The sequence below is a fragment of the Streptomyces asoensis genome (assembly GCF_016860545.1).
GTDB lineage: Bacteria > Actinomycetota > Actinomycetes > Streptomycetales > Streptomycetaceae > Streptomyces > Streptomyces asoensis.
Map to the genome: position 1 here is coordinate 1,749,750 of NZ_BNEB01000005.1, position 21,702 is coordinate 1,771,451.

The following is a 21,702-nucleotide window of genomic DNA, read 5'->3' on the forward strand; positions in this document are numbered from 1 at the left end:
GTGCCTGTTCGAACGTTCACCACTCAGTGGGCGGGCGTGGAGCGCACGGCCCGGGTGACCCACAGCAGAACGAGCGCGGCGGTCTGGATGCCTGCGACGACGACGATCAGAAGCGGGATGGAGATGTCGTACAGGACCCCGGCCAAGGCGCCGCCGACCAACGCGGCCGCTCCCATGATCCCGGCGAAGACGCCGTATGCGGTGGCCCGGCGTCCCACGGGTACGAGGTCGGCGACGGTGGCACGCAGCGTGGACTCCTGAACGCCGACCGCGGCGCCCCACACCAGCGCCCCCGCCACGGCCACTCCCACCGTGTCGGTGAAGGCCAGGGCCGGAACGGCGGCGGACAGCAGCGGCAGGACGACCAGGACCTGGGCGCCGAACCGGTCGTACAGCCAGCCAGTGGCCAGCGCCGCCACCGCGTCCGCGGCCATGGCCGCCGCGTACAGCACCGGCACCATAGCGGTCGGCATCAAGTGCCGGACGACCAGGTGGTAGGAGAGCACACCAAAGGTGGCGAAACCGGTCAGGGTCGCGGCGGTGAAGACCGCGTAGGCCCAGAAGGCCCGCGGCAGCTTGCTCTCCCGGGACCCGGCAGGAGGCGGCTCCCCGGGCGCCGCCGTGCCGATGGTGGTCTCGTAGCCGACCGGATCGGGAACCCTGGCACGCAACCAGAGCAGCAGCGCGACAGCGGCCACGCCGGGCAGCGCAAGCAGCCCGAGCGCCGGGGCGTAGTCGTCGCCGGTGAGGGCGAGGACCCCGGCCACGGTGAGCGGGCCGACAAGAGCGCCGACCTGGTCCATCGCCTCGTGGACCGCGAAGCCACGGCCTCTTCCGGTGGCGGCGGTGGCGTGCGAGAGCAGGGTGTCCTTGGCAGGGGAGCGCACGGCCTTGCCGACGCGTTCCGCGATCACCAGGGTGCAGGCCACCCACAGCAGTCCGGTCAGGCCGAGCACCGGGACGGTGGCCGCGGTCAGCACGTATCCGGCGATCGTCCATGCCCAGAACCGGCGGCTACGGTCGGCCAGCGGTCCCGAAACCAGACGCAGTCCGAGCGCGGCGGCCTCGCCCGCCCCCGTGACCACGCCGACCACAGCCGCGGAGGCGCCCAGGTGAGCGAGCAGCGGGCCAGTGACGGAACGAGCGCCCTCGTAGACGAAGTCCATCAGCAGACTGACGCCCCCGAACACCGCCACGAACCGCCACGCTGAGAGCTCCCGGGCAGGTGGGTTCGACGGCTCGGGCGTGGCGGACGTGGTGCGGGCAGGCTTCATGGACTTCTCCCGAGGGTGTCGCGTGCCCGGCAGGCCGGACATGGCTTCTTGGACGCCGGACCACCTCCTGGGGGGGGGCGCTTTCCTCTTCACCGGACGATCCGGCAGACGCATCTTCTCTCGACACGCTGCAGCAGTCAGGTGGGGAAGCGGGCGCAGGACAGGATGCAGGGCCGCAAACAGGGCGAGACTGCGGTGCTCCTGAGTGTGGGCGTAACCCGTCCGACCGACCAGTACGGCCAACAGCACGGCCGACGCACCCGCCGTACCGAGGTCGAGACCGCCCTTCGCGATCGGCTTGGTCAGGAAATTCCGGCTGTCGCGCCGAGCGGGCGAATCAGCACGAAGGCGATCCGGAACAGGAGCACGTTCGGCACGACGGGCACCCGCATCAGGGCCACCAGCACCACCAGGACGCCTGTTACCAGCGCTGCCTTGGTGATCCAGAAGTAGGCGGTGACCTCGGGGAGCTTGTTTCAGCGCGGACGGTGGAAAGGGCGAGCGGAGGCACTCGTGCCGGGTTCGGCCTCGGGAGGCTCGGAGAGTTCGTAGGTCATGGGCAGGACGTTGCCAGCGGTTACCTGAACGCATCCTGACTGCCGCGCGGCTTTCCCGGCCCGCCGCGTCCGGCCTGATCACGATGGGGCCATGCACACCAGCGCCGCGTCCTGGCTGCGGCACCGGCTCGGCCGCGCCGTCGTCCTGTCCTACGCCCTCGCCCTGGTCCTGCCCGCCCCCGGCCTGTGGCTGCGCCGCCCCCACCACTTGCCGCCGTCGCACCTGACAGTGCACACCGCACCGCTCCTGCTGTCCCTGGTGCTGTTCTCGGCCGGGCTCCAGGTCCCCGTCCGCGCGCTGGGCGCCCTGCTGCGGCGTCCGAAGGCCCTGCTCTCCGGCCTCGTGCTGCACCTGGCGATCCCACTGGCGGTCGTGCCGCTCGTCGCCCTCCTGCTGCGGCGCACCCCGGACGCCGACGGCGGCAGCGGACTGCTCACCGCGATGATCCTCGTCGTGGCGATGCCCGTCGCCGCCGGGGCGACCGTGTGGACCGACAAGGGCGACGGAGATCAGCCGACCATGGTGGGTCTCGTCCTGGCCTCCACCCTCCTCAGCCCGCTGACCACCCCCGTGTTGCTGGCGACGCTGTCGCCGCTGCTCAGCGGCGGCTACGCGCACACCCTCGCCGCGACCGGCCGGCTGACCCAGGGTGACTTCGCCCTCACCGCCGTGGTCCTTCCCTGCGCGGCGGGCTTGTTGGGTGCACTCGTCCTGCCCGCGCGATGGCTGGGCCGCCTGGTCACGACGGTGACGCCGTCGGCCATGGCCGGTTCGCTGGTCCTGACCTACGTCAACGCCAGCGGCGCCCTCGGATCCGTCCTCACACGGCCACGACCGCTCCTGCTCGCCGCTGCCCTGGCCGTGGCCGCCCTGGTCTGCCTGCTCTCCTTCGTCCTCGGCCGGGTCGCCGCCCACTTCCTGCGGCTGGAGGCGGGGACCGCCTCGTCGCTGACGCTCGCCTGCGGCATGAACAACAGCAGCGCCAGCGCGGTGCTGATCACCACGTCCCTGCCCGACAAACCGCACCTGCTGCTGCCGGTCCTCGCCTACGGGCTGCTGCAGAAGATTGCCGCGAACCGGATCGTCACCCGGCTGCGACCGGCTCCCACCGCAGCAGGCGCCTGAACCCTCCTCAGCCGTCGCCCTCGGAGCCGGGCTCCTCGCGGCGTACGGGGACGAGCAGGGTGAAGGCGGCTGGACGGCGGCTGGTCAGGGAGAGTCTGCCGCCCAGGGACACGGCCAGATCGCGGGCGAGGGACAGGCCGATGCCGGAGCCCTCCCCCGCGCCGGTGCGGCCGCGGTCGAACAGCCGGGACGCCTCGCCGTCCACCGCGCCCTCGTCGGTCACATCGAAAGCGACGGCCTCCCCGAGGTCGCGGGCCGTGAGGCGCACGGTGCCGCGCCCGTGGACGCGCGCGTTCTCCAGCAGGACGCCGAGGATCTCGGTGACGGGGGCGCCGAGGACGCGAACGTCGTCCCCCGTCTCGAGGACCGCGGCCTCCAGGCGTCTGCCGTCGCGGGCGAACAGTCCGTGCCAGCGCTCCTCGGTCTCGCGCAGCAGCTGCGACACGGGCGTGTCGGGGGCGGGCCGACGCGGCAGGCCGTGGGAGCGGGACAGGCGCAGCACCTCCTCCACCGTCCGGTGCAGGCGGCGTGTGGTGGCCAGGGCCTCCTCCAGGGCGGGCCGCAGCCGGGCGTCGTCGTCCTGGGCAATCCCCGCCTCCAGGGTGAGCTGCAGCCCGGCGAGCGGGGTGCGCAGCTGGTGGGAGGCGTTGGCGGTGAAGTCGCGCTCGTGGCGCAGGAGTTCGGTCAGGCTGTGCAGCATCTCGTTGTGGGTCCGCGCGACCTGGTCGATCTCGGCGACGCTGCTGGGCGCGGCCCGGGCGCTCAGGTCGCCTGCGGTGACGGCCCGGCAGTGCCGGGAGAGGTCCTCCAGCGGCGCGGCCAGCACCCGCGCCTGCCTGCGGGCGACGAGGACGGCCACGGTCAGCGCGAGGGCGCAGACCCCGGCGAGGACCGCCCAGGCGATCAGGACCCGGTGGCGTACGGCGGCTGCGGGCGAGGAGGCCCGTACGACGCCGATCACCCGCTCGGCGTGCGAGACGGGTACCGCGACGACCAGGTCGCCGCCCGGCCGGCCGCGCACCACCTCCGCGGCCAGCGCCCGTCGCACGGCCGCGTCGCCGGTGCGGGGGCCGGTGCCGGCCCGCAGCCGCAGCGAGGGGTCGTACAGACCGAGACCGCCGTCGGGCGGTGGCGCGGGCAGTTCCACGGGGTCGCCGGTCGCGTAGTCCGGGCTGACGCGTACCGCCCCCGACAGAGCCGCCCGCTCCAGGGTGTCGCGCTGGTCGGCGTAGAGGGACGACCTGATCGCCAGGGCCAGCGGGACGGCGAGGAGGACGACGGCGACCAGGGCGGCGGTGAGGGCGACTCGCACCACGCGCTGTCTCATGCCCCCATCCTGCGGGCGCCCGGCCGGTCCGTGGGCGGTGCGCCACGCGCTTTTGCCGTCGTCTAACCGTCGGCGTGCGGGGCGTTAACCGACGGCTCTCTAGCGTCGGTGACATGGCAGGAGAGCAGGACCCGGCAGTAGCTCGGGAGGGCAGTGGCATGTCGTACAAACGTATCTCCGCCGGCCTCGTCGCAGTGACGGTGGTCGCGGCCGTGATCGCGGGGTGTTCCGGATCGTCGTCCGGGGCGCATTCCGGCTCGGGTTCGACGGCCCCGGTGCGGGCGGCGAACCCGGCCCCCACCGAGTCGAACCCGCCCGGCGACATCCCCGACAACCAGGTGTTCGTGGCCTACCGTCCCACCGGCGGCTTCACCGGATTCACGGTGAAGGTACCGGAGGGTTGGGCCCGCACCGACAAGGGCGCAACGACCGTCTTCACGGACAAGCTGAACAGCGTCACCATCGCCACGGCCAACGCCTCCACCGCCCCGACCGTCACCTCCGTCAAGAACACGGTCGTACCTCGACTGCGCGGGCAGGTGCCGAAGTTCGCATCGCCGAAGGTGTCGCAGGTGACCCGTAAAGCGGGCCCCGTCGTCCTCCTCGCCTACCAGGGCGACTCGGCCAAGGACCCGGTCACCGGCAAGGTGGTGCGCGACGCGTTCGAGCGGTACGCCTTCTACCGGCAGGGCCACGAGGTGGACCTGACGCTGTCCGGCCCGGTCAACGCCGACAACGTCGACCCGTGGCGGATCGTCAGCGACTCGTTCGCGTGGCGGTGAGTGCGATGCCCGCCGGACCGTCCGACGACGACGTGGTGCTGGCCGCCCGGGAGCTCTACCGCTTCTACCGGGCCGGCGAGGAGGAGACGCTCGCGCTGCGCGGAGTGTCACTGCGGGTACGGCGGGGGGAGACGGTCGCCGTCGTCGGCCCGTCAGGGGCGGGCAAGTCGACCCTGCTGGCGTGCCTGGCCGGGCTCGACGAGCCGTCGGGCGGCGAGGTCCGGGTGGCGGGCGTGCGCATCAGCCACCGGCCCGAGACCGAACGCGCCCGGCTGCGCGCGCGCCATGTGGGAGTGCTCCTGCAGTCCCATAACCTACTGCCGCATCTGACCGTGCGCGACAACATCCGACTCGCCCAGCATGCGGTGCGCGGCCGTCCCGCCGTGCGGGCCGCAGCGCTGCTGGAACAGATGGGGCTCGGGCGGCGGTCGGGCGCGCTGCCGCGGCAGCTGTCCGGCGGTGAGCTGGCCCGGGCCGGGCTCGCCGTCGCGCTGGCCAACTCCCCCGCCGTGCTACTGGCCGACGAGCCGACCGGCGAACTCGACGGCGTGACCGAGGAGTTGGTGCTGCGGATGCTGCGGGACCGGGCGGCAGACGGTTGCGCGGTGCTGATCGTGACGCACAGCGCGGAAGCGGTGCGGGGCGCCGACCGAGTGATCACACTGGACGATGGGCGGGCCCGCGAGGGACACGAGGGACACGAGGGAACCGCTCAGGCGAAGGAGAGCAGCCATGTCCTCCGCTGACCTGCTCGTCTCCTGCCGGGGCGTCGCGCTCACCTTCGGCCGGGGCCACACCGCCGTGGTGGCGGTGCACGGCGCCGATCTGGACGTCCGCTCCGGCGACCGGCTGGCGATCGTGGGACCGTCCGGGTCGGGGAAGTCGTCCCTGCTCCATCTGCTGGCCGGGCTCGAACGCCCCACCAGCGGCACGATCACCCGGCCCGGACTCCACGCCCCCCGGGACATCGGCCTCGTCTTCCAGGCCGACAGCCTCATCCCCGCCCTCGACGTCACGGAGAACACCGCGCTGCCGCTCGTCCTGGCGGGACGTCCGCAGGAGGACACCCTCCGTCCGGTCGCCGAGGCGCTCGACGTGGTCGGCGCGGCCGGGCTGGCCGACCGGCTGCCCGACGAGATCTCCGGCGGCCAGGCCCAGCGAGTGGCTGTGGCCCGGGTGCTGGCGCAGGCGCCGCGGCTGATCCTCGCGGACGAGCCCACCGGCCGCCTCGACCACGCCACCGGCGCCCGCGTCCTGGACGCCCTGCTCGCGGCGGCCGACCGGACGGGCGCGGCCCTCGTCGTCACCACCCACGACCCCGCCGTCGCCGCCCGGCTCACCCTTCGGCGGCACATGCGCGACGGCCGGCTGCTCGCCCTCGAAGCAGCACCAGCGCCGGACCCACGAGGGAGCCTGTCATGATCACCGCCTGGGCGGCCGGACTGGCCCGCCACCGCATCGGACGGCTCCTGGCCGCCGTCGCCGGGATCGCCCTCGCCGTCGCCCTGGTCGCCGCGCTCGGCTCCTTCCTCACCGCGTCCAAGGCGACCATGACCCAGCGCGCGGTCCGCTCGGTCGCCGTGGACTGGCAGGTCGAGGTACAGCCGGGCGCCGACCCGAACGCCGTCCGGTCGCTGGTGCAGGCCGCCGGCGGCACCCGGGCCGCGCTGCCCGTCGGCTTCGCCCGCACCACCGGCTTCACCGCCACCGTGGGAGGCAGCACACAGACGACCGGCCCCGGCGTCGCGCTCGGCCTGCCGGCCGGCTACCGCAGCCAGTTCCCCGACGAACTGCGCACGCTCTCCGGCTCCGGCACCGGCGTCCTGCTCGCCCAGCAGACCGCCTCCAACCTGCACGCCGCCCCCGGCGACACCATCGGCGTACGGCTGCCCGGCGCCGGACTGCGGCAGGTGCGGGTGGACGGCGTGGTCGACCTGCCCCAGGCCGACTCCCTGTTCCAGAAGGTCGGCGCGCCAACACAGTCCCAGCCGACCGCTCCCCCGGACAACGTCGTCCTCCTGCCCGCCGCCCGGTTCGCCTCCCTCACCCGGGGAGCCACCGACGTCACCACCCAGATCCACGTGGCCCGCGACGCGAGACTGCCGGCCGACCCGGCCGCCGCCTTCACCTCGGTCACCGGTGCCGCACACCACCTGGAGGCCAGGTCGGCCGGTTCCGCGCTCGTCGGCAACAACCTGGGCGCGGCCCTCGACTCCGCCCGCCAGGACGCCCTCTACGCCCAGATCCTCTTCCTCTTCCTCGGCGTGCCCGGCGCCGTCCTGGCCGCCGCCCTGACGGTGGCGGTCGCAGCGGCCGGCGGCGAACGGCGTCGCCGGGAGCAGGGCCTGCTACGGCTGCGCGGGCTACGTCCCCGTCAGATCACCGCGCTCGCGGGCCTGGAGGCCGCGCTGGTCGGGGCCGTCGGCGGCCTGGCGGGGCTCGGGCTTGCCGCGCTCACCGGCCGCCTCGCCTTCGGGGCCGCCTCCTTCGGGGCGGGCGCGGGCACCTGGGCCCTCTGGTACGCCGTCGCCTTCGTCCTCGGCGTGGCCGTGGCCGCCGCCGCCGTGCTCGTGCCCGCCCTGCGGGATCTGCGCACGGTGACCGTCGCCGACACCAGGCGGGAGCCGCGCGGGTCGCGTTCGCCCTGGTGGCTGCGGTACGGCCTGGACTTCGCGCTGCTGACCGGCTCCTGGCTGGTGTTCCGCGCCTCCTCCGGCAACCAGTACGCCCTCGTCCTCGCCCCGGAGGGCGTACCCAGCGTGTCCGTCTCCTACTGGGCGTTCCTCGGCCCGGCCCTGTTGTGGCTGGGCGCGGCCCTGCTGCTGTGGCGGCTGACCCTGCTGGTCCTCGCCCACGGCCGGCCGGCCCTGGCCCGCCTCGCCCGGCCGCTGACCGCGACCCTCGCCACGACCACGGCGGCCGTGCTCTCCCGCCGCCGGCGGCCGCTGGCCCGCTCCGTGGTACTGCTCGCCCTCGCCGTGTCGTTCGCGATCTCGACGGCCGTCTTCAACTCCACCTACCGTCAGCAGTCCGAAGTCGACGCCCGCCTCACCAACGGCGCGGACGTCACCGTCACCGAACCGCCCGGCGCACAGGTCCGGGCGAGCGCGGCCGACACGCTGAAGGTCTCCGGCGTCCGGAACGTCGAGCCCCTCCAGCACCGCTACGCCTACGTCGGCTCCGACCTCCAGGACCTCTACGGCGTCCGGCCCGCCACCGTCGCGAAGGCGACCTCGCTCCAGGACGCCTACTTCTCGGGCGGCACGGCCGGTCAGCTGATGCACCGGCTCGCCCAGCGCCCCGACAACCTGCTGGTCAGCGCGGAGACCGTGCACGACTTCCAGCTCTCCCCCGGCGACACCGTCAACCTCCGGATCCAGGACGCCCGCACGAAAACGCTGCGCACCGTGCCCTTCCACTACGCCGGGATCGTCAAGGAGTTCCCGACCGCGCCGAAGGACAGCTTCTTCGTCGCCAACGCCGCGTACGTCGCGAGGGCGACCGGCAGCGACGCGGTCGGCGCCTTCCTGCTCGACACGGGCGGCAGCCACCAGCAGCAGATCGCCGCGCATCTGCGCAAGCAGCTGGGCACCGGCGCCACGGTCACCGACCTGACGCAGACGCGCGGCACGGTCGGCACCAGTCTGACCTCCGTCGACCTGGCCGGACTCACCCGGATCGAGCTGGCCTTCGCGGTGCTGCTGGCCGCCGGGGCGGGAGGGCTCGTCCTCGCCCTGGGCCTCGCCGAGCGCCGCCGTACCTTCGCCGTGGCCACCGTCCTGGGCGCTCGCAGCGGCCAACTGCGCGGCATGGTCCTCACCGAGGCCCTGCTGCTGGCCGCCGGTGGCCTGGCGGGCGGCGCCCTCATCGGCTGGGCCCTGTCCGAGATGCTCGTGAAGGTCCTGACGGGTGTCTTCGATCCGCCGCCCGCGAGTCTGTCGGTGCCGGGCGGCTACCTGGCCCTGACCGCGGGCGCGGCCGTCGTCGCCGTACTGGCGGCCGCGCTGAACGGCATCCGCAGCGCCGGCCGGCCCGCCGTGGAGGAGCTGCGTGACCTGTGAGCGGACGGGAGTGGACGGGCCGCGTGCGTCGCCCGCTCCTACGCTGTCCAGCATGCGTACGCACGCGACCGCCGACCCGAGCCGTCACCGCGTCCTCATCGTCGAGGACGACGAGACCATCGGCCGCCACCTGGAGACCGGCCTGCGCGGCAACGGCTACGCACCGACCTGGAGCCGGACGGGCTCCGCGGCGCTGACCGAGGCCGCGCGGACGCCGTACGACGTGCTGCTGCTCGACCTGGGACTGCCCGACATGGACGGTCTGGACGTCGCGCGCGCCGTGCGCGCCCGGCACCCTGACCTGCTGATCGTCATCCTGACAGCCCGCACGGACGACATCGACGTAGTCGCCGGGCTGGACGCGGGGGCGGACGACTACCTCGTCAAGCCCTTCACTCTGACCGTGCTGCTCGCCCGGCTCCGCGCCCATCTGCGCCGCCGGGTCGTCGCCTCGCCGCCGCAGGAACCCGTCCGGCTGGCCGACCTCGTCCTCGACGTCGTGGCCCGCCGCTGCACGCTGCTCGACGTGGACATCGACCTGCGTCCCAAGGAGTTCGACCTGCTCGCCGTCCTGGCCCGGCACGCAGGGGAGGCCGTCTCCCGGGAGACCCTGATGGCCGAGGTCTGGGACGAGAACTGGTTCGGCTCCACCAAGACCCTCGATGTCACCATGGCCGGCCTGCGCCGCCGCCTCGCGCAGGCCGCCGACGCCTCGGTCCGCCCCACCGTCCTGCCCCGCATCAGCACCTTGCGCGGGCACGGCTACCGCCTGGAACTCTGACGGGCCCCGCGGCGCGGCAGCAGCGAGCAGGCCGCCGGTCTTCCCGGCCGCCGCTCATCGGGTTCAGTCGGCGTTGGGCCGGGCGAGGCCGTGGTCGTAGGCGAAGATCACGGCCTGGATCCGGTCGCGGGCTCCGATCTTGGCCAGGACGCGGCCGACGTGGGTCTTGACGGTGGACTCGGAGAGCACGAACCGGGCGGCGATCTCGCCATTGGTCCAGCCCTTGCCGACGGCGACGAGGATCTCCCGTTCGCGGTCGGTGAGGGATCCGAGCCTCGGGTCGTCGGCGGCGTTCCCCCGGTGGGCGGGGACGTACTGGGCGTACTCGTCCAGGAGGCGGCGGGTGAGGGCGGGTGCGATCACGGCGTCACCGGAGGCGACCGCGCGGATGCCAGCGAGGAGTTCCTCGGGGCGCGCGTCCTTGAGGAGGAAGCCGCTGGCGCCGGCCCGGATCGCGGCGTGGACGTACTCGTCGAGGTCGAACGTCGTGAGCACAAGGACGCGTGAGCGGCCGCCGGCGGCGACGATACGGCGGGTGGCCTCGATGCCGTCCATGCCGGGCATGCGGACGTCCATGAGGACGACGTCCGGGCGCAGTTCGGCGGCCTTGCGGACGGCCTCCGCGCCGTGGGCGGCCTCCCCGACGACGTCGGTCTCGGGGACGGAGTCCAGGAGCAGGTGGAAGCCGTAGCGTTGCAGCGGCTGGTCGTCCACGATGAGGACGGTGGTCACCGGTCACCGCCCCGGGGCGTGAGGTCGAGGACGGCTTCGACGCTCCACCCTCCGTCGTCCGTGGGTCCCGCGCTGACGGTGCCGCCGTACAGAGCGGCTCTTTCTCGCATGCCCACCAGGCCGTGCCCTTCCTCGTTCGGCGGTCCCGGCTGTGCGGCCGGGCCGGTGTCCTGGACCCGGATGCTCAGCCGGGTGTCCGTCACGGCGACCGCCAGGTGCGCCCGGGCGTCGTCGGCGGCGTGCTTCATGGTGTTGGTGAGGGCTTCCTGGACGATGCGGTACACCGTCAGCTGGACCCCGTCGTCCAGGGCCTCGGCGTCGCCGGAGGTCCGGTAGACGACCTCCAGTCCAGCGGCGCGCACCGTGGCGCACAGGGCGCCGACGTCCGCGATGCCGGGCTGCGGGCTGAGCTCGGGCCCGCCGGCCGGGCCGTCCCCGGTCTCGCGCAGTACGCCGAGCACGCGCCGCAGCTCGCCGAGGGCCTGCCGGCCGGTGTCGCCGATGAGCCGCAGGGCCTCCTTGCCCCGTTCGGGTGCGATGTCGGTGGCGTAGGCGCCGGCGTCGGCGAGCGTGATGATGACGGACAGGTTGTGGCCGACGATGTCGTGCATCTCGCGCGCTACCCGGGTGCGTTCGGTGGCGGCCGCGAGTCTGCTGCGCTGGTCGCGCTCGATCTCCAGCCGGGCCGCCCGGTCCCGCAGTCCTGCGAGCTGGGCCCGGCGGATTCGTACCACGAGGCCGAGCGCGAGGGCCGCGGTCGCCGTGCTCAGCAGGAAGAACAGCGCGTCCCAGACGGACACGGCCGAGGACGCGCGGACGGCGACCAGCAGCATGGCCCCGGCCATCACCGCACCGGCCCACGGCAGCTGCCGCAGCCGACCGTGCAGGGCCAGGCTGTACAGGGCAATGAAGAGGGCGACGTCAGCGCGCAGCGCCGCGCCCAGGGACCATTGGAGGACGAACACCGCGGCGATGACGCCGAAGGCCGCCATCGGCCTGCGTCGCCGCCACAGCAGGGGCAGCACCAGTCCTGCCTGCAGTGCCAGCATTCCCGCGACGGGCAGCTCGGTGAAGGCGAGCCGGAAGCGGCGTGGTCCGTCGCCGTCGTCCACACCGCCGCGCAGCAGGTCGGGCAGGCAGAACATCAGGAAGACCACGATCAGGACCGCGGTGTCCAGCACCCACGGATGTGTCCGGTCGGCCTGCCGCAACCGCTGGCCACCCCGGGACAGCCGGGCGACCAGCGGTCCCATCCCGCTGATGTCATCGTTGGTCACGGACGTCACCTGTCCATGGTGCGGGCGTCAGACGTCGGTGCGCGCGAGCCGGTACGCCGCGCCGCCCAGCGCCAGCGCCGTCCAGCACAGGAAGACCATCAGCCCGGCGCCCGGCGACAGGGTCGTCGAGTCGTGGGTCAGCGCGAACATCGACTCACCCGCGTTGGACGGCAGATAGGGGCTTATGTCGTCCCGCCAGGAACTCGGCAGCAGGGAGATCAGCCCCGGGATCAGCATCAGGGCGGCGACCAGCACCGAGATCCCACCGGCCACCGACCGCAGCAGCGCGCCCAGCGCGGTTCCGATCACTCCGACGAGGCCGAGGTAGAGCCCGGCGCCCAGCAGACTCCGCAGTACGCCGGCGTGCGAGAGGCTCATGGCCGCGGGCGTGCCCGAGACGATTCCACTGCCGAACAGGAAGGCGACGAATCCACCCACCGTCCCCACGACCAGGGCGACCAGTCCGAAGACAGCAGCCTTGGACCACAGCACGGGCAGCCGGCGGGGCACCGCCGCGAGCGTGGAACGGATCATGCCGGTCGAGTACTCGCCCGCCGTGACCAGCACGCCGAGCACGCCGAGGGCAAGCTCGGCGAAGTTCGTGCCGAAGAGGGACAGGCTGACGGCCGTCGAATCGGCGAAGTCCCGGTCCATGTGGCCGGAGCCGATCCCCGACTTGTAGCGGCTCGCGGAGATCAGGCCGAAGGCCACCAGGAAGAGCAGGCCGAGGCCCAGGGTGATCCAGGTCGAGCGCAGGGACCACAGCTTGGCCCACTCGGAGGCGAGCACGCGCCGTCCGGTCACCCGGTAGGCGGGGCGGGCGGGAGTGGTCCTGGGTTCCTCCGCGGTCGCGGTGAGGGTGCTCATGCGGGCCTCCCGAGGGTGTCGATGCCGGTCGTGGAGCCGTGGTACTCCACGGCATCCCTGGTCAGGTCCATGAACGCCTCCTCCAGTGACACGCTCCGCGCGCTCAGCTCGAACAGCGCGATCCCGTGCTCGGCGGCCTTCAACCCGATCTCGCGGGCGGTCAGCCCGGTCACCTGGAGCTCCTCGGAGCCGATCCGGCCGGTGATGTCGACGTCCGGCCCGGCGAGTACGTCTCGCAGCCGGGCCGGGTCCTGGGTGACGACCTTCACCGTGTCGCCGCCGGCCTCGCGGATCAGGTCTGCCACGGTCGTGTCGGCCAGCAGCCGCCCGCGCCCCACGATGATCAGGTGGTCCGCCACCAGGGCCATCTCGCTCATCAGATGGGATGACACGAACACCGTCCGACCCTCGTCGGCGAGTCGTTTCAGGAGGTTGCGGATCCAGAGCACCCCTTCCGGGTCCAGCCCGTTGACCGGCTCATCGAGCATCACCGTCTGCGGGTCGCCCAGCAGCGCGGCCGCGATGCCCAGCCGCTGGCCCATCCCCAGGGAGAAAGCGCCGGCCCGCTTCTTCGCCACGCTGTCGAGCCCGGCGAGGCCGATGACCTCGTCGACCCGGCTGCCGGGAATGCCGTGGGTGAGCGCGAGCGCTTTGAGGTGGTTGTACGCCGAGCGGCCCGGGTGAATCGACTTGGCCTCCAGGAGGGCGCCGACCTCCTGCAGCGGAGCCTGGTGGCGGGCGTAGTGGTGGCCGTTGACGGTGACGGAACCGCTGGTCGGCGCGTCAAGGCCGACGATCATGCGCATGGTCGTGGATTTACCCGCGCCGTTGGGCCCCAGGAAGCCGGTCACCGTGCCGGGCTTCACCACGAAGTCCAGCCCGTCGACGGCCGTCTTCTCGCCGTACCTCTTGGTCAACCGCCGTGCGTCGATCATTCGCGTTCTCCCTGTCGGGCTCCGGCGTCCGTCACTTCGGACGCCTCACCGGCAACGCTAGGTGCCGAATCACCCGGATCCGGTGGTACCGGGAGGCTGAACCGCGGCGGGCGCGTAGTACCGCGGTACTACGTGGCCACTTGCGCTGCTTCCGTGTTCGCCGGCCCCACAGCCGTCACAGCGGGCGCCCTCCCAGCGCCTGCGGCGCACCGGGCCCTTTCTCGACCAGGGGCCTCGCCGTCCGACGCGGCGTCGGCCAGTACCCGCGTGGCACAGGGGCCCCAGGGAAGGCGCTCGTCATGACGTGCGGCGGGGGAGGCGGGACCAGAGGGCCCGCACTCGCGCGGGGGCACCGCTCGCCAGGCGCCGCAGGACGGCACGGCGGCCGGCAGGGCGCCGTGCAGCCTCGGATTCCGTTGGCATCAGCCGGCATCACAGGACGGAGCGGCGGATCACTGGCCCCGGCACCAGCAGGCCGGGGAACAGTGGCAGCCAGGCCGCCAGCGGCCGGTAGCCGAAGACCGCCGACAGGGCCGCGGCTGCCGGCACCCCGGCAAGCCCGGACCACTCGGGGTGGGAAGCAGTACGGTGGCGCCGCCGGCAAGGAGATACTCCATGCAGAAGCGGCGGTCACGGACCGCGCGTCGACCGCCCGCGCCCTCGCCCGGGCAGCGCTCGCGGGCCGGCCGCCCGGCGCCACCGCACGGATTCGGCTCCACCGGCCGCGCGGTCTCCCGCCGTATAGTCGCCCTCAAGGCCACCCCACCTCCACACCTGTGGCCGCAGGGCGGGGACCGTTTTGGCGCTTGGCGCCCTCACTGCACTGGGCGCCGCCGACGCGACCGGCGACCTGCTCCGGCTGCTGGAGCTGGTCCTCGCCCGCGAATGATCACGCGGCGGGCCGATCCCGTCTCCGGCGGTGGGCCTCCGGGGCCGAACCGGTCAGGGAGCCTCCTCACCCTGGGCGACCTCGACCTCGTGGTGGAAGTCGACGACGCCTGCCGCTCCGGCGGCGACGGACAGGACCGTGCAGGCCACGAGAAGGAACGCGGTACGGCGGGTGGTGCGCGGGCGGGTCCGGGCGGGCGCGAGGAGCGCCGCGACGCGTTGCGGCACCGGTCCGGTCGTCGCCGCGGGCGCGAAGTCCGGTCGGGTGGAGGCAGAGGCGTTTCCGGCGAGGGCGGCGCGGGCGATGGCCGTGGCGATCAGGCGCCGGTCCCCGGTGACCTCCGCGGCGGCCTCGTCGGCGGCCCGCTCGGCGGCGAACCGGATGGTGGCGCGGGTGGCGCGCAGGGCGGGGTGGCAGTGGGCGGCGAGTTCGGCGGCGGCCAGGAAGTAGTGGTGCCCGGCCCGGTTGTGGGCGCGCTCATGGGCGAAAAGGGCCTCACGCTCGGCAGGTCCCAGAGTGCGCAGCATGGCGGTGGTGACGACGATGCGATGGGGCCGTCCGGGCAGGGCGTACGCGTCCGGATCGGGCGATTCGATCACGCACAGATCACCTGCGGCGGGACGGCGGTCGGCCTGCCTGCGGGCGGTCTGGAAGGCGCGGGTCTGCCGGAAGGCCGAGCGTGCGAGAGTCCAGACGCCGAGGCTGAGCACCCCCGTGGCCGCCATGGCGGCGGGGAGGACGACGTAGTCCGAAGGGGTCCGCAGGGGGTGGACGAGTTCACCGAGGACGGCGAAGGCGGGGACTTTGAGCAGCCCGGTCAGGACGAGGGCACCGAGAGCGGCGACGCAGGCTCCCGCCAGCGCCAGGGTAGAGGCGGTGAGGACCCACAGCGCGGTGGCGGGAGCCAGTCGGTCGAGGGTTCGGCGGGCCAGTGTCGGCGCGAGGAAGGGCAGGATCAGCGGGAGGAGCAGCAGAGCGGTCATCGCTCCTCACCCTCCAGGAGCCGGCGCAGGTGCTGCTCGTCGCCGGGACTGAGCTGGGCCACGAAGCGGGCCAGGACCGTCTCCCGGTCGGTGTCACGGTCGAGTTCGGAGTGCATGCGCCGGGCGGTCAGGCCGGGCGCGTCCTGCACGGGGAAATAGGCGTAGCCGCGGCCCTGCCGCTCCCGGTCGACGACGCCCTTCTCGTGCAGACGGGTCAGTATCGTCGCCACCGTCGTCCGGGCCAGGCCGGAGCCGAGCTCGATCTGCACCCGCCCTGGCGTGAGCGGGGCCCCGGCGGCCCACAGCGCGGCCATGACGGCGGCCTCGAGCTCGCCTGCCGGCCGCCTCTCGTCCCTCGCGTCGGTCATGGGAACGTCCCTCACTCCCCCATCGTCTACAGTTCAGTAGACCGTCTACAAGATTGTAGTCAGTCGCCGGATGCCCTCGCTTCAGCGTTTCGCCGCATCCGACACTCCGGAAGAACGATGAAGGGGCCTCCGACGATGACCACAGCCGTACACCTATCGTCGCAGCTCGCCGTCAATGTGCTCGACGCGCGGTCGCTGCTGTCCGCGTTCGGCGTGCTGGGCGTGGGCGTGGTGCTGTTCGCCGAGACCGGGCTCCTGATCGGCTTCTTCCTCCCGGGCGATTCCCTGCTGTTCACGGCCGGCCTGCTGTGCACCGGCACCGCCGGGAGCGGCCTGAGGCTGTCGCTCGCCCCGCTCCTGGTCGCCGCGGCGGTGGGAGCGCTGGCCGGCTCGCAGTGCGGGTACCTCCTGGGCCGTCGAGCGGGCGGCACCCTGCTCGCCCGAAGCCGCTCAGCCCGCCTGCACGAGGGGGCGAGACGCGCGGAGGAGCTGCTGGAACGCTACGGGTACGCGAAGGCGATCATCCTGGCCCGCTTCGTTCCGGTGGTGCGCACGGTCCTGAACCCGATGGCGGGCGCCCTGCGGGTGCCGGTGCGGACGTTCACCGTCTGGCAGGTGACCGGCGGTCTGGTGTGGAGCCTGGGGCTCACCCTGGCGGGCTACGCGCTGGGTTCCTCCGTGCCGAACGTGGACCGCTATCTGCTGCCGATGGTCGCGGTGATCGTGGGCCTGTCGCTGATTCCGGTCGCCTCCGAGGTGTACCGCTCGCGCCGGGACGCGAAGGCGAAGGAGGCACGCGGATGATCATCGCACTTGACGGCTCGCCGGTCGACGGCCCGGCCTACACCGACGTGGTGAACCTCGCCCGGCACTCCCCCGTCTGGCTGGACGACACGGTGTCGGCCTGGTCGACGTACGGTCTCGCCCTGTTCGCGGTGCTCATGGCCGTCGGCTGGTGGCACGCCCGGCGTGTGGGCGCCACCGCGTCCGTGACCGCACTCGCCGTGCCGTTCGTCGTGGTCGTGGCCTTCGGGGTGGACGCGGTGCTGAAGCTGCTGGTGCGCGAGGACCGGCCCTGCCAGAGCCTGCGGGTGACCACACTGGAGGCGTGTCCGGCGCCCGGCGACTGGTCCTTCCCCAGCAACCACGCGGCCATCGCCGCCGCGGCGGCCGTCGCCCTGCTGTTCGTCTCCCGCCGACTCGGTGCGGTCGCCGTCGTGGCCGCCTGCGCGATGGCCGCCTCGCGTGTCTGGGTGGGCGCGCACTATCCCCACGACGTGCTGGCAGGGGTCGTGGTGGGCGCGCTCGCCGCCTTCCTCGTCATGTCGGCACTGCGCAGGCGTGCGGAGGCCGCAGCCCTGCGGCTCGCGGCCACCCGTCTGCGTCCACTGCTGGTGGTGTCGTGAAGCGCGGCGAGGTCGCCGAACTGGCCGGCAGCTGCGGTCTCGGAGCGTGGACGGCCTTCGGCGTGCTGACCATGGTCGTGGTGGGCCACGACGGCACACCGCTGTTCGCGGACGCCGACTTGCTCTCGTGGTCCGTCGGCCACCGGCCCGACGTGGCGGTGGCGCTCGCCCGCGGGCTGACCGACACCGGGACCGGTGTCATCCCGTACGCGCTGGCGGTGCTGGCCGCGCTCATCGCGGGGCGCACCCCACGGCAGCGCGGGCTCGCCGTGGCGCTCTGTCTGGGCTGCCTTGGGGCGGGCCAGGCGCTGCGGTACGCGGTGATGGCACTTGTCACCCGGCCGCGGCCACCCCTGACGGACTGGGCGACGCATGCCTCGGGATGGGCGTTCCCGTCCGGTCACACCACCACCGCGGCCCTCACCGCGGGGCTGCTGATCATCGCCATCCGCATACGCGGCCCGCGTGGCAGGACTGTACTCACCCTGGTCATCGGCGGCTGGGGCGCGCTGGTCGGGCTGACCCGCGTCTACCTCGGAGTGCACTGGTTCACCGACGTCGTCGGCGGCTGGCTGTTCGCCCTCGGGTGGCTCGGCCTGTATCTGAGCGCTGTGGCCCGCTGGCTTCCCGGCCGATGGGCCCTCGGCACGACAGACACGGACACGGACACGGAGGCGGACTCGGCGCGCGGCACGGCAGAACCGACGGCCGGCACAGCAGGGGGCCGGACGCACGCGACACCGGAACACATGGACGTCCCACGAGAGCAGAGGGAGGACCATGCGCCGGACGATCCTGGTCGTCGAGGACGATCACGCCCTGCGTGACGTGCTGATGCGCGGACTGCGCGCCGAGGGCTTCGACCCCGTGCCCGCACCGGACGGCGCCACCGCCCTGCGACTTGCCACCGCCGACATCTCCGCGACCGTGCTCGACATCGGGCTGCCCGATGCCGACGGACGGGAGGTGTGCACGGCCATGCGCGCGAACGGGTTCCTCTCCCCCGTCATCTTCCTGACCGCCCACCACCGGCTGAGCGACCGGCTGTCAGGGTTCTCGGCTGGAGGCGACGACTACCTGCCCAAGCCCTTCCACCTCACCGAACTCGCGGCCCGCCTGCGGGCAGCCCTCAAACGGGCCGCACCACCGCATGCCGTCACTGCGGGCGACCTGGCGCTGGACGCAGTCCGGCACGTGGTCAGCGTCCGAGGCATCGGGGTCGACCTGACACCGATCGAGTTCCGTCTCCTGGCGGCGCTCATGGCTGCATCCGGCGGCATCGTGTGCCGCCGCGAACTGGTCCGGGCGGCTTGGCCCGAGGGTGCCCAGGTCCACGAGAACACCCTCGACCAGTATCTGACCCGCCTGCGCCGAAAGCTGCGCGCGGCAGGCAGCGAGCGGACCATCGGCACGGCACGCGGGGTCGGCCACCGGCTGTCATGAGCGGCACCCGGCCGAATCAGCGCGCCTCGGTACCTCACTGGACGCCATACTGGACCGCATCCGCACCCTCCTGCGCCACGAGCGGCACCTCACCGGGGAACTCTCGCACGAGCTGCGCACACCCCTCAGCCGGATCATCGCCGAACTCGACTGGTGGCAGACCCATCCCCGCACCGCCGAGACCCACGCCACCCACAAGGTAATCGCGGAAGCCGCCCAGACCATGCGCACCATCTGCGACACCCTCCTCGACGACGCCCGCGGCGGCACACTCACCGCTCCCGGCACCACCGAGGTCCTCCCCACGCTGCGACGCCTCACCGAAGTCCTCGGCATGCCATCCCACTTGACGGTTGCCGCCGACGGCCCGCCACTGAAGGCCGGAGTCCCACCCGCCCTCCTCGAACGCATCGTCAGCCCGTTCCTGTCCAACGCCTGCCGTTACGCCCGCTCACACATCGCCGTTCGCGCCCACCGCGCACCCGACGGCGTGCGCATCGATGTCATCGACGACGGCCCCGGCGTACCGCCCCCGTTCGCCGGACAGCTCTTCGAGCCCGGCCGGCGCACGGATCCCGGTGACGGACACGGCGGAGTGGGCCTGGGTCTGCCGCTGGCACGACGTCTGGCCCGCTTCGCCGACGGCGAGGTGACGTACGACCGCGGACACACTCCCGGGGCACGGTTCGTGGTGGGCGTGCCTGCCGGGTGACCGTGCCGCGGTCAACGCCACCCGGACATCACGGTGCGATGTCGCGCTGGACGTCCTTGCGGGAGACGGCCAGGTAGCCGACGAAGCCGAGGATCGCCACCGTCCAGGACAGCGTGACCGGCCCCAGGCCCAGCGCGAGCCCGCCCCGGCCGTGGCCCAGGGCCATCCAGTCGGCGACCGAGGCACCGAGCGGGCGGGTGATGACGTACGCCGCCCAGAACGCGGCGACCGCGTTCATGCTCCCCCACCGGTGAGCGACAGCCGGGACGGCGATCGCGGCGGCGTACAGGACCGCGGAACCCAGGTAACCGAGGCCGATCGAGGCGGTGAGGTCGCCCGCGGCGGTGCCCAGCGCAAACGTGGCCAGCACGGCGGCCCAGTAGAAGCTCTCGCGGCGCCGGGTGTGGACGCTGTGGATGGACAGGGTGCGCTCGCTGCGGTACCAGAGGACGAAGACGACGGCCAGCGCGGCCAGGAAGAATGGGGTCGAGAACGTGTACGGCACGGCGAGGCCGACATGCAGGACGTCGGCGGCCATCGTGCCGAACACGCTGACCATGACGATCGCCGTCCAGTAGACCCAGGCCACGTACCGACGAACGGCGAACTGCACCGCCAGAGCGGCCACCAGGGCGACGCCGCCGAGGCCCACGGCGGGGACCGGGCCGAGCAGGTGGGCCAGGAAGTCGGACGCCGTCTCGCCCATCCCGGTGGTCAGCACCTTGATGATCCAGAAGTAGACGGTCACCTCCGGCACCTTGCTCGCCGCGTGACGGATGTGGCCCGCGGGCCGGTTGTGAGTGAGGTGATCAGTCGACATGGCAGGCACCATGACACGGTGCCCGGCGCTCGCCCCAGACCCCTTTGCCAGAGTTTTGGCGCTTCCGGTACGGGAGTTGCCCAAGGCTCCGCCGGACCTGAACGCGACCTGAACACAGACGCAGATGCACTGGTCAGCAGCGCGCGGCCAGTGATACTGACTGTCTCCCGGCATCGGCATGACCGCTGCAAAGCATGACGCGACAGTTGGCCGACCCAACGGCCGGACATCGATCCCGTCACGCGTTCGAGTCCGTCTAGGTGCGTCTGAACGCCGCTGGACGAGGGCAAGCACGGTGTCGCCGGTGTTGTGCAGCGTCGCCTCTGGCAGACCGATGCAGCCGCCGCGGTTGGTCACCGGCGAGATCGCACGCCGGCGCCAGGCCCACCGGTTCCACGTGCTGGCGCTGGCTGCGCAGGCAAGACCCGACGTCACGGCAAGCCGAGCAGTGCCTTTGTCTGCCGTCAATCAGTGCGTGACTGCGGCTAATGGAGGCCAGCAATCACGTGCAGTCTGGACCGCCTGTGCCCAACGTGATCCGCGGGGGAATTCCCCGGCCTTGCCGGTCCGCGATGAGAGCGGGCGGACGATGCCTAATCCTTCAGATCGAAGCAGCTACCGGCCAGCGCACCATGTCACCGCAGTATCCGCATCCCCTGAATTGCACCGGGTTCAGGGACGTGAGCAAATCCGAGCTTGAGCCACACTTCGTACAGTTCCCGGTCCCACGCAGACAACACGATCTCCTGACCGGGCACCCGAGTAAACAACTCATCGACCAGGCGCGCGCCACTCCCATTCGTCGAAACTTGGGAGAAACGCGAAGCGCATAAAGCCGAACGTAGCTAGGCTCGTCGCCTGCCGCGCGCTGCAGACTGGAGTGAAGCCATCCCAGTTCAACTGCCGGTGGCCAGCCAGCCGATCCGGCCTCCCGCACTCACCGACCCGGTCGCACTGGGAGGGGCCGCACCCCTCGTACGGACGGATGAGCGGGTGCGATCGCGAATCAGACACCCGAGAGAGTCACAGGCACGCGGATCGTACGAATCACCGACCGCATCGCGCGCAGCCAGCGCGTTCGATCTCGACAGAGGAGCCGCACCCGAGTGCTCCGGTGTGGCTTCGCCGTCTCACGGATCCGCGCAGCGACCCCGCCACGACGGGCCTCGGTGGGGCCTCGCCGTATCACTCTCGTGTCACACCGCAATCACCAACTGGGCAGACCGTCCCGGACCAAAACGCTATGACCTGCAATTTCCCGCCCGCGCCGGACTGGTGTAGACGTCCCTGGACGGTCTTTACAACCTGTGCCAGGTGGTACCCAGTGAGGGAGCCAGGATCAGGACGGGAGCCTCTTCCGGC

General features: G+C 72.6%; 19 protein-coding genes and 1 pseudogene. 11 read left to right on the forward strand and 9 right to left on the reverse strand.

Annotated features, from left to right (window positions below):
• Positions 1–23: 23 nt before the first annotated feature.
• The gene (locus tag Saso_RS30585; protein ID WP_189923330.1) at positions 24–1,274 is read right to left on the reverse strand and encodes an MFS transporter; all 1,251 of its coding nucleotides are present in this window, start codon (positions 1,272–1,274) and stop codon (positions 24–26) included.
• Positions 1,275–1,922: 648 nt separating this feature from the next.
• Here Saso_RS30585 and Saso_RS30595 point away from each other — a divergent pair.
• Positions 1,923–2,957 (forward strand): bile acid:sodium symporter family protein, encoded by a 1,035-nt coding sequence (locus Saso_RS30595; protein WP_189923328.1) that lies wholly within the window; start codon positions 1,923–1,925, stop codon positions 2,955–2,957.
• A gap of 7 nt (positions 2,958–2,964) precedes the next feature.
• Here Saso_RS30595 and Saso_RS30600 read toward each other — a convergent pair whose 3' ends face one another.
• Complete coding sequence (locus Saso_RS30600; protein ID WP_061915642.1) at positions 2,965–4,284, reverse strand: sensor histidine kinase; 1,320 nt, start codon at positions 4,282–4,284, stop codon at positions 2,965–2,967.
• Between the two features lie 158 nt (positions 4,285–4,442).
• Here Saso_RS30600 and Saso_RS30605 point away from each other — a divergent pair, with 158 nt between their 5' ends.
• The 5 genes from Saso_RS30605 to Saso_RS30625 are packed head-to-tail and all read left to right on the forward strand — an operon-like array spanning position 4,443 to position 9,908.
• Positions 4,443–5,066 carry a hypothetical protein gene (locus Saso_RS30605; protein WP_061915639.1) on the forward strand — a complete coding sequence of 208 codons (624 nt, stop codon included), beginning with the start codon at positions 4,443–4,445 and terminating at the stop codon, positions 5,064–5,066.
• A 5-nt stretch (positions 5,067–5,071) separates the two neighbouring features.
• The gene (locus tag Saso_RS30610) at positions 5,072–5,812 is read left to right on the forward strand and encodes an ABC transporter ATP-binding protein (protein WP_061915636.1); all 741 of its coding nucleotides are present in this window, start codon (positions 5,072–5,074) and stop codon (positions 5,810–5,812) included.
• Entirely contained in the window at positions 5,799–6,488 is a 690-nt protein-coding gene (locus Saso_RS30615) for an ABC transporter ATP-binding protein (RefSeq protein WP_061915633.1), read from the forward strand. The genes Saso_RS30610 and Saso_RS30615 overlap by 14 nt, the downstream gene beginning before the upstream one ends.
• Positions 6,485–9,127 carry an FtsX-like permease family protein gene (locus tag Saso_RS30620; protein WP_189923326.1) on the forward strand — a complete coding sequence of 881 codons (2,643 nt, stop codon included), beginning with the start codon at positions 6,485–6,487 and terminating at the stop codon, positions 9,125–9,127. Before Saso_RS30615 ends, Saso_RS30620 begins: the two co-directional genes overlap by 4 nt.
• A 52-nt stretch (positions 9,128–9,179) precedes the next feature.
• Positions 9,180–9,908 carry a response regulator transcription factor gene (locus Saso_RS30625; protein WP_061915627.1) on the forward strand — a complete coding sequence of 243 codons (729 nt, stop codon included), beginning with the start codon at positions 9,180–9,182 and terminating at the stop codon, positions 9,906–9,908.
• Between the two features lie 63 nt (positions 9,909–9,971).
• Here the strand turns inward: Saso_RS30625 and Saso_RS30630 are convergent, their stop codons facing one another.
• From Saso_RS30630 to Saso_RS30655, 6 genes are all read right to left on the reverse strand, one after another.
• Positions 9,972–10,640, reverse strand: a complete 669-nt coding sequence (locus Saso_RS30630) for a response regulator (protein WP_061915624.1) — start codon at positions 10,638–10,640, stop codon at positions 9,972–9,974.
• Positions 10,637–11,917 (reverse strand): sensor histidine kinase, encoded by a 1,281-nt coding sequence (locus Saso_RS30635; protein ID WP_061915622.1) that lies wholly within the window; start codon positions 11,915–11,917, stop codon positions 10,637–10,639. Before Saso_RS30635 ends, Saso_RS30630 begins: the two co-directional genes overlap by 4 nt.
• 27 nt (positions 11,918–11,944) lie before the next feature.
• Positions 11,945–12,784: an ABC transporter permease gene (locus tag Saso_RS30640; protein ID WP_061915619.1), complete on the reverse strand. Its 840-nt coding sequence runs from the start codon at positions 12,782–12,784 to the stop codon at positions 11,945–11,947.
• Entirely contained in the window at positions 12,781–13,719 is a 939-nt protein-coding gene (locus Saso_RS30645; protein WP_061915615.1) for an ABC transporter ATP-binding protein, read from the reverse strand. The genes Saso_RS30640 and Saso_RS30645 overlap by 4 nt, the downstream gene beginning before the upstream one ends.
• Before the next feature lie 942 nt (positions 13,720–14,661).
• Positions 14,662–15,591: a M48 family metalloprotease gene (locus Saso_RS30650; protein ID WP_189923324.1), complete on the reverse strand. Its 930-nt coding sequence runs from the start codon at positions 15,589–15,591 to the stop codon at positions 14,662–14,664.
• On the reverse strand, positions 15,588–15,959 hold the full coding sequence (locus Saso_RS30655) for a BlaI/MecI/CopY family transcriptional regulator (protein ID WP_189923322.1): 372 nt from the start codon (positions 15,957–15,959) through the stop codon (positions 15,588–15,590). Before Saso_RS30655 ends, Saso_RS30650 begins: the two co-directional genes overlap by 4 nt.
• A gap of 135 nt (positions 15,960–16,094) precedes the next feature.
• Between Saso_RS30655 and Saso_RS30660 the strand changes: the two genes are divergently transcribed.
• The 5 genes and pseudogenes from Saso_RS30660 to Saso_RS30680 all read left to right on the forward strand — a co-directional run.
• On the forward strand, positions 16,095–16,763 hold the full coding sequence (locus tag Saso_RS30660; RefSeq protein ID WP_189923320.1) for a DedA family protein: 669 nt from the start codon (positions 16,095–16,097) through the stop codon (positions 16,761–16,763).
• Positions 16,760–17,365, forward strand: a complete 606-nt coding sequence (locus Saso_RS30665; RefSeq protein ID WP_061915602.1) for a phosphatase PAP2 family protein — start codon at positions 16,760–16,762, stop codon at positions 17,363–17,365. Before Saso_RS30660 ends, Saso_RS30665 begins: the two co-directional genes overlap by 4 nt.
• A complete protein-coding gene (locus Saso_RS30670) occupies positions 17,362–18,192 on the forward strand; it encodes a phosphatase PAP2 family protein (protein ID WP_061915599.1) in 831 nt (276 codons plus the stop codon). The genes Saso_RS30665 and Saso_RS30670 overlap by 4 nt, the downstream gene beginning before the upstream one ends.
• The gene (locus tag Saso_RS30675) at positions 18,146–18,808 is read left to right on the forward strand and encodes a response regulator transcription factor (protein ID WP_061915595.1); all 663 of its coding nucleotides are present in this window, start codon (positions 18,146–18,148) and stop codon (positions 18,806–18,808) included. Before Saso_RS30670 ends, Saso_RS30675 begins: the two co-directional genes overlap by 47 nt.
• A 1-nt stretch (position 18,809) precedes the next feature.
• Positions 18,810–19,520, forward strand: a pseudogene (locus tag Saso_RS30680) (sensor histidine kinase); the annotation flags it as partial.
• A gap of 28 nt (positions 19,521–19,548) precedes the next feature.
• Here Saso_RS30680 and Saso_RS30685 read toward each other — a convergent pair.
• A complete protein-coding gene (locus Saso_RS30685) occupies positions 19,549–20,340 on the reverse strand; it encodes a COG4705 family protein (protein WP_061915592.1) in 792 nt (263 codons plus the stop codon).
• Positions 20,341–21,702 lie beyond the last annotated feature (1,362 nt).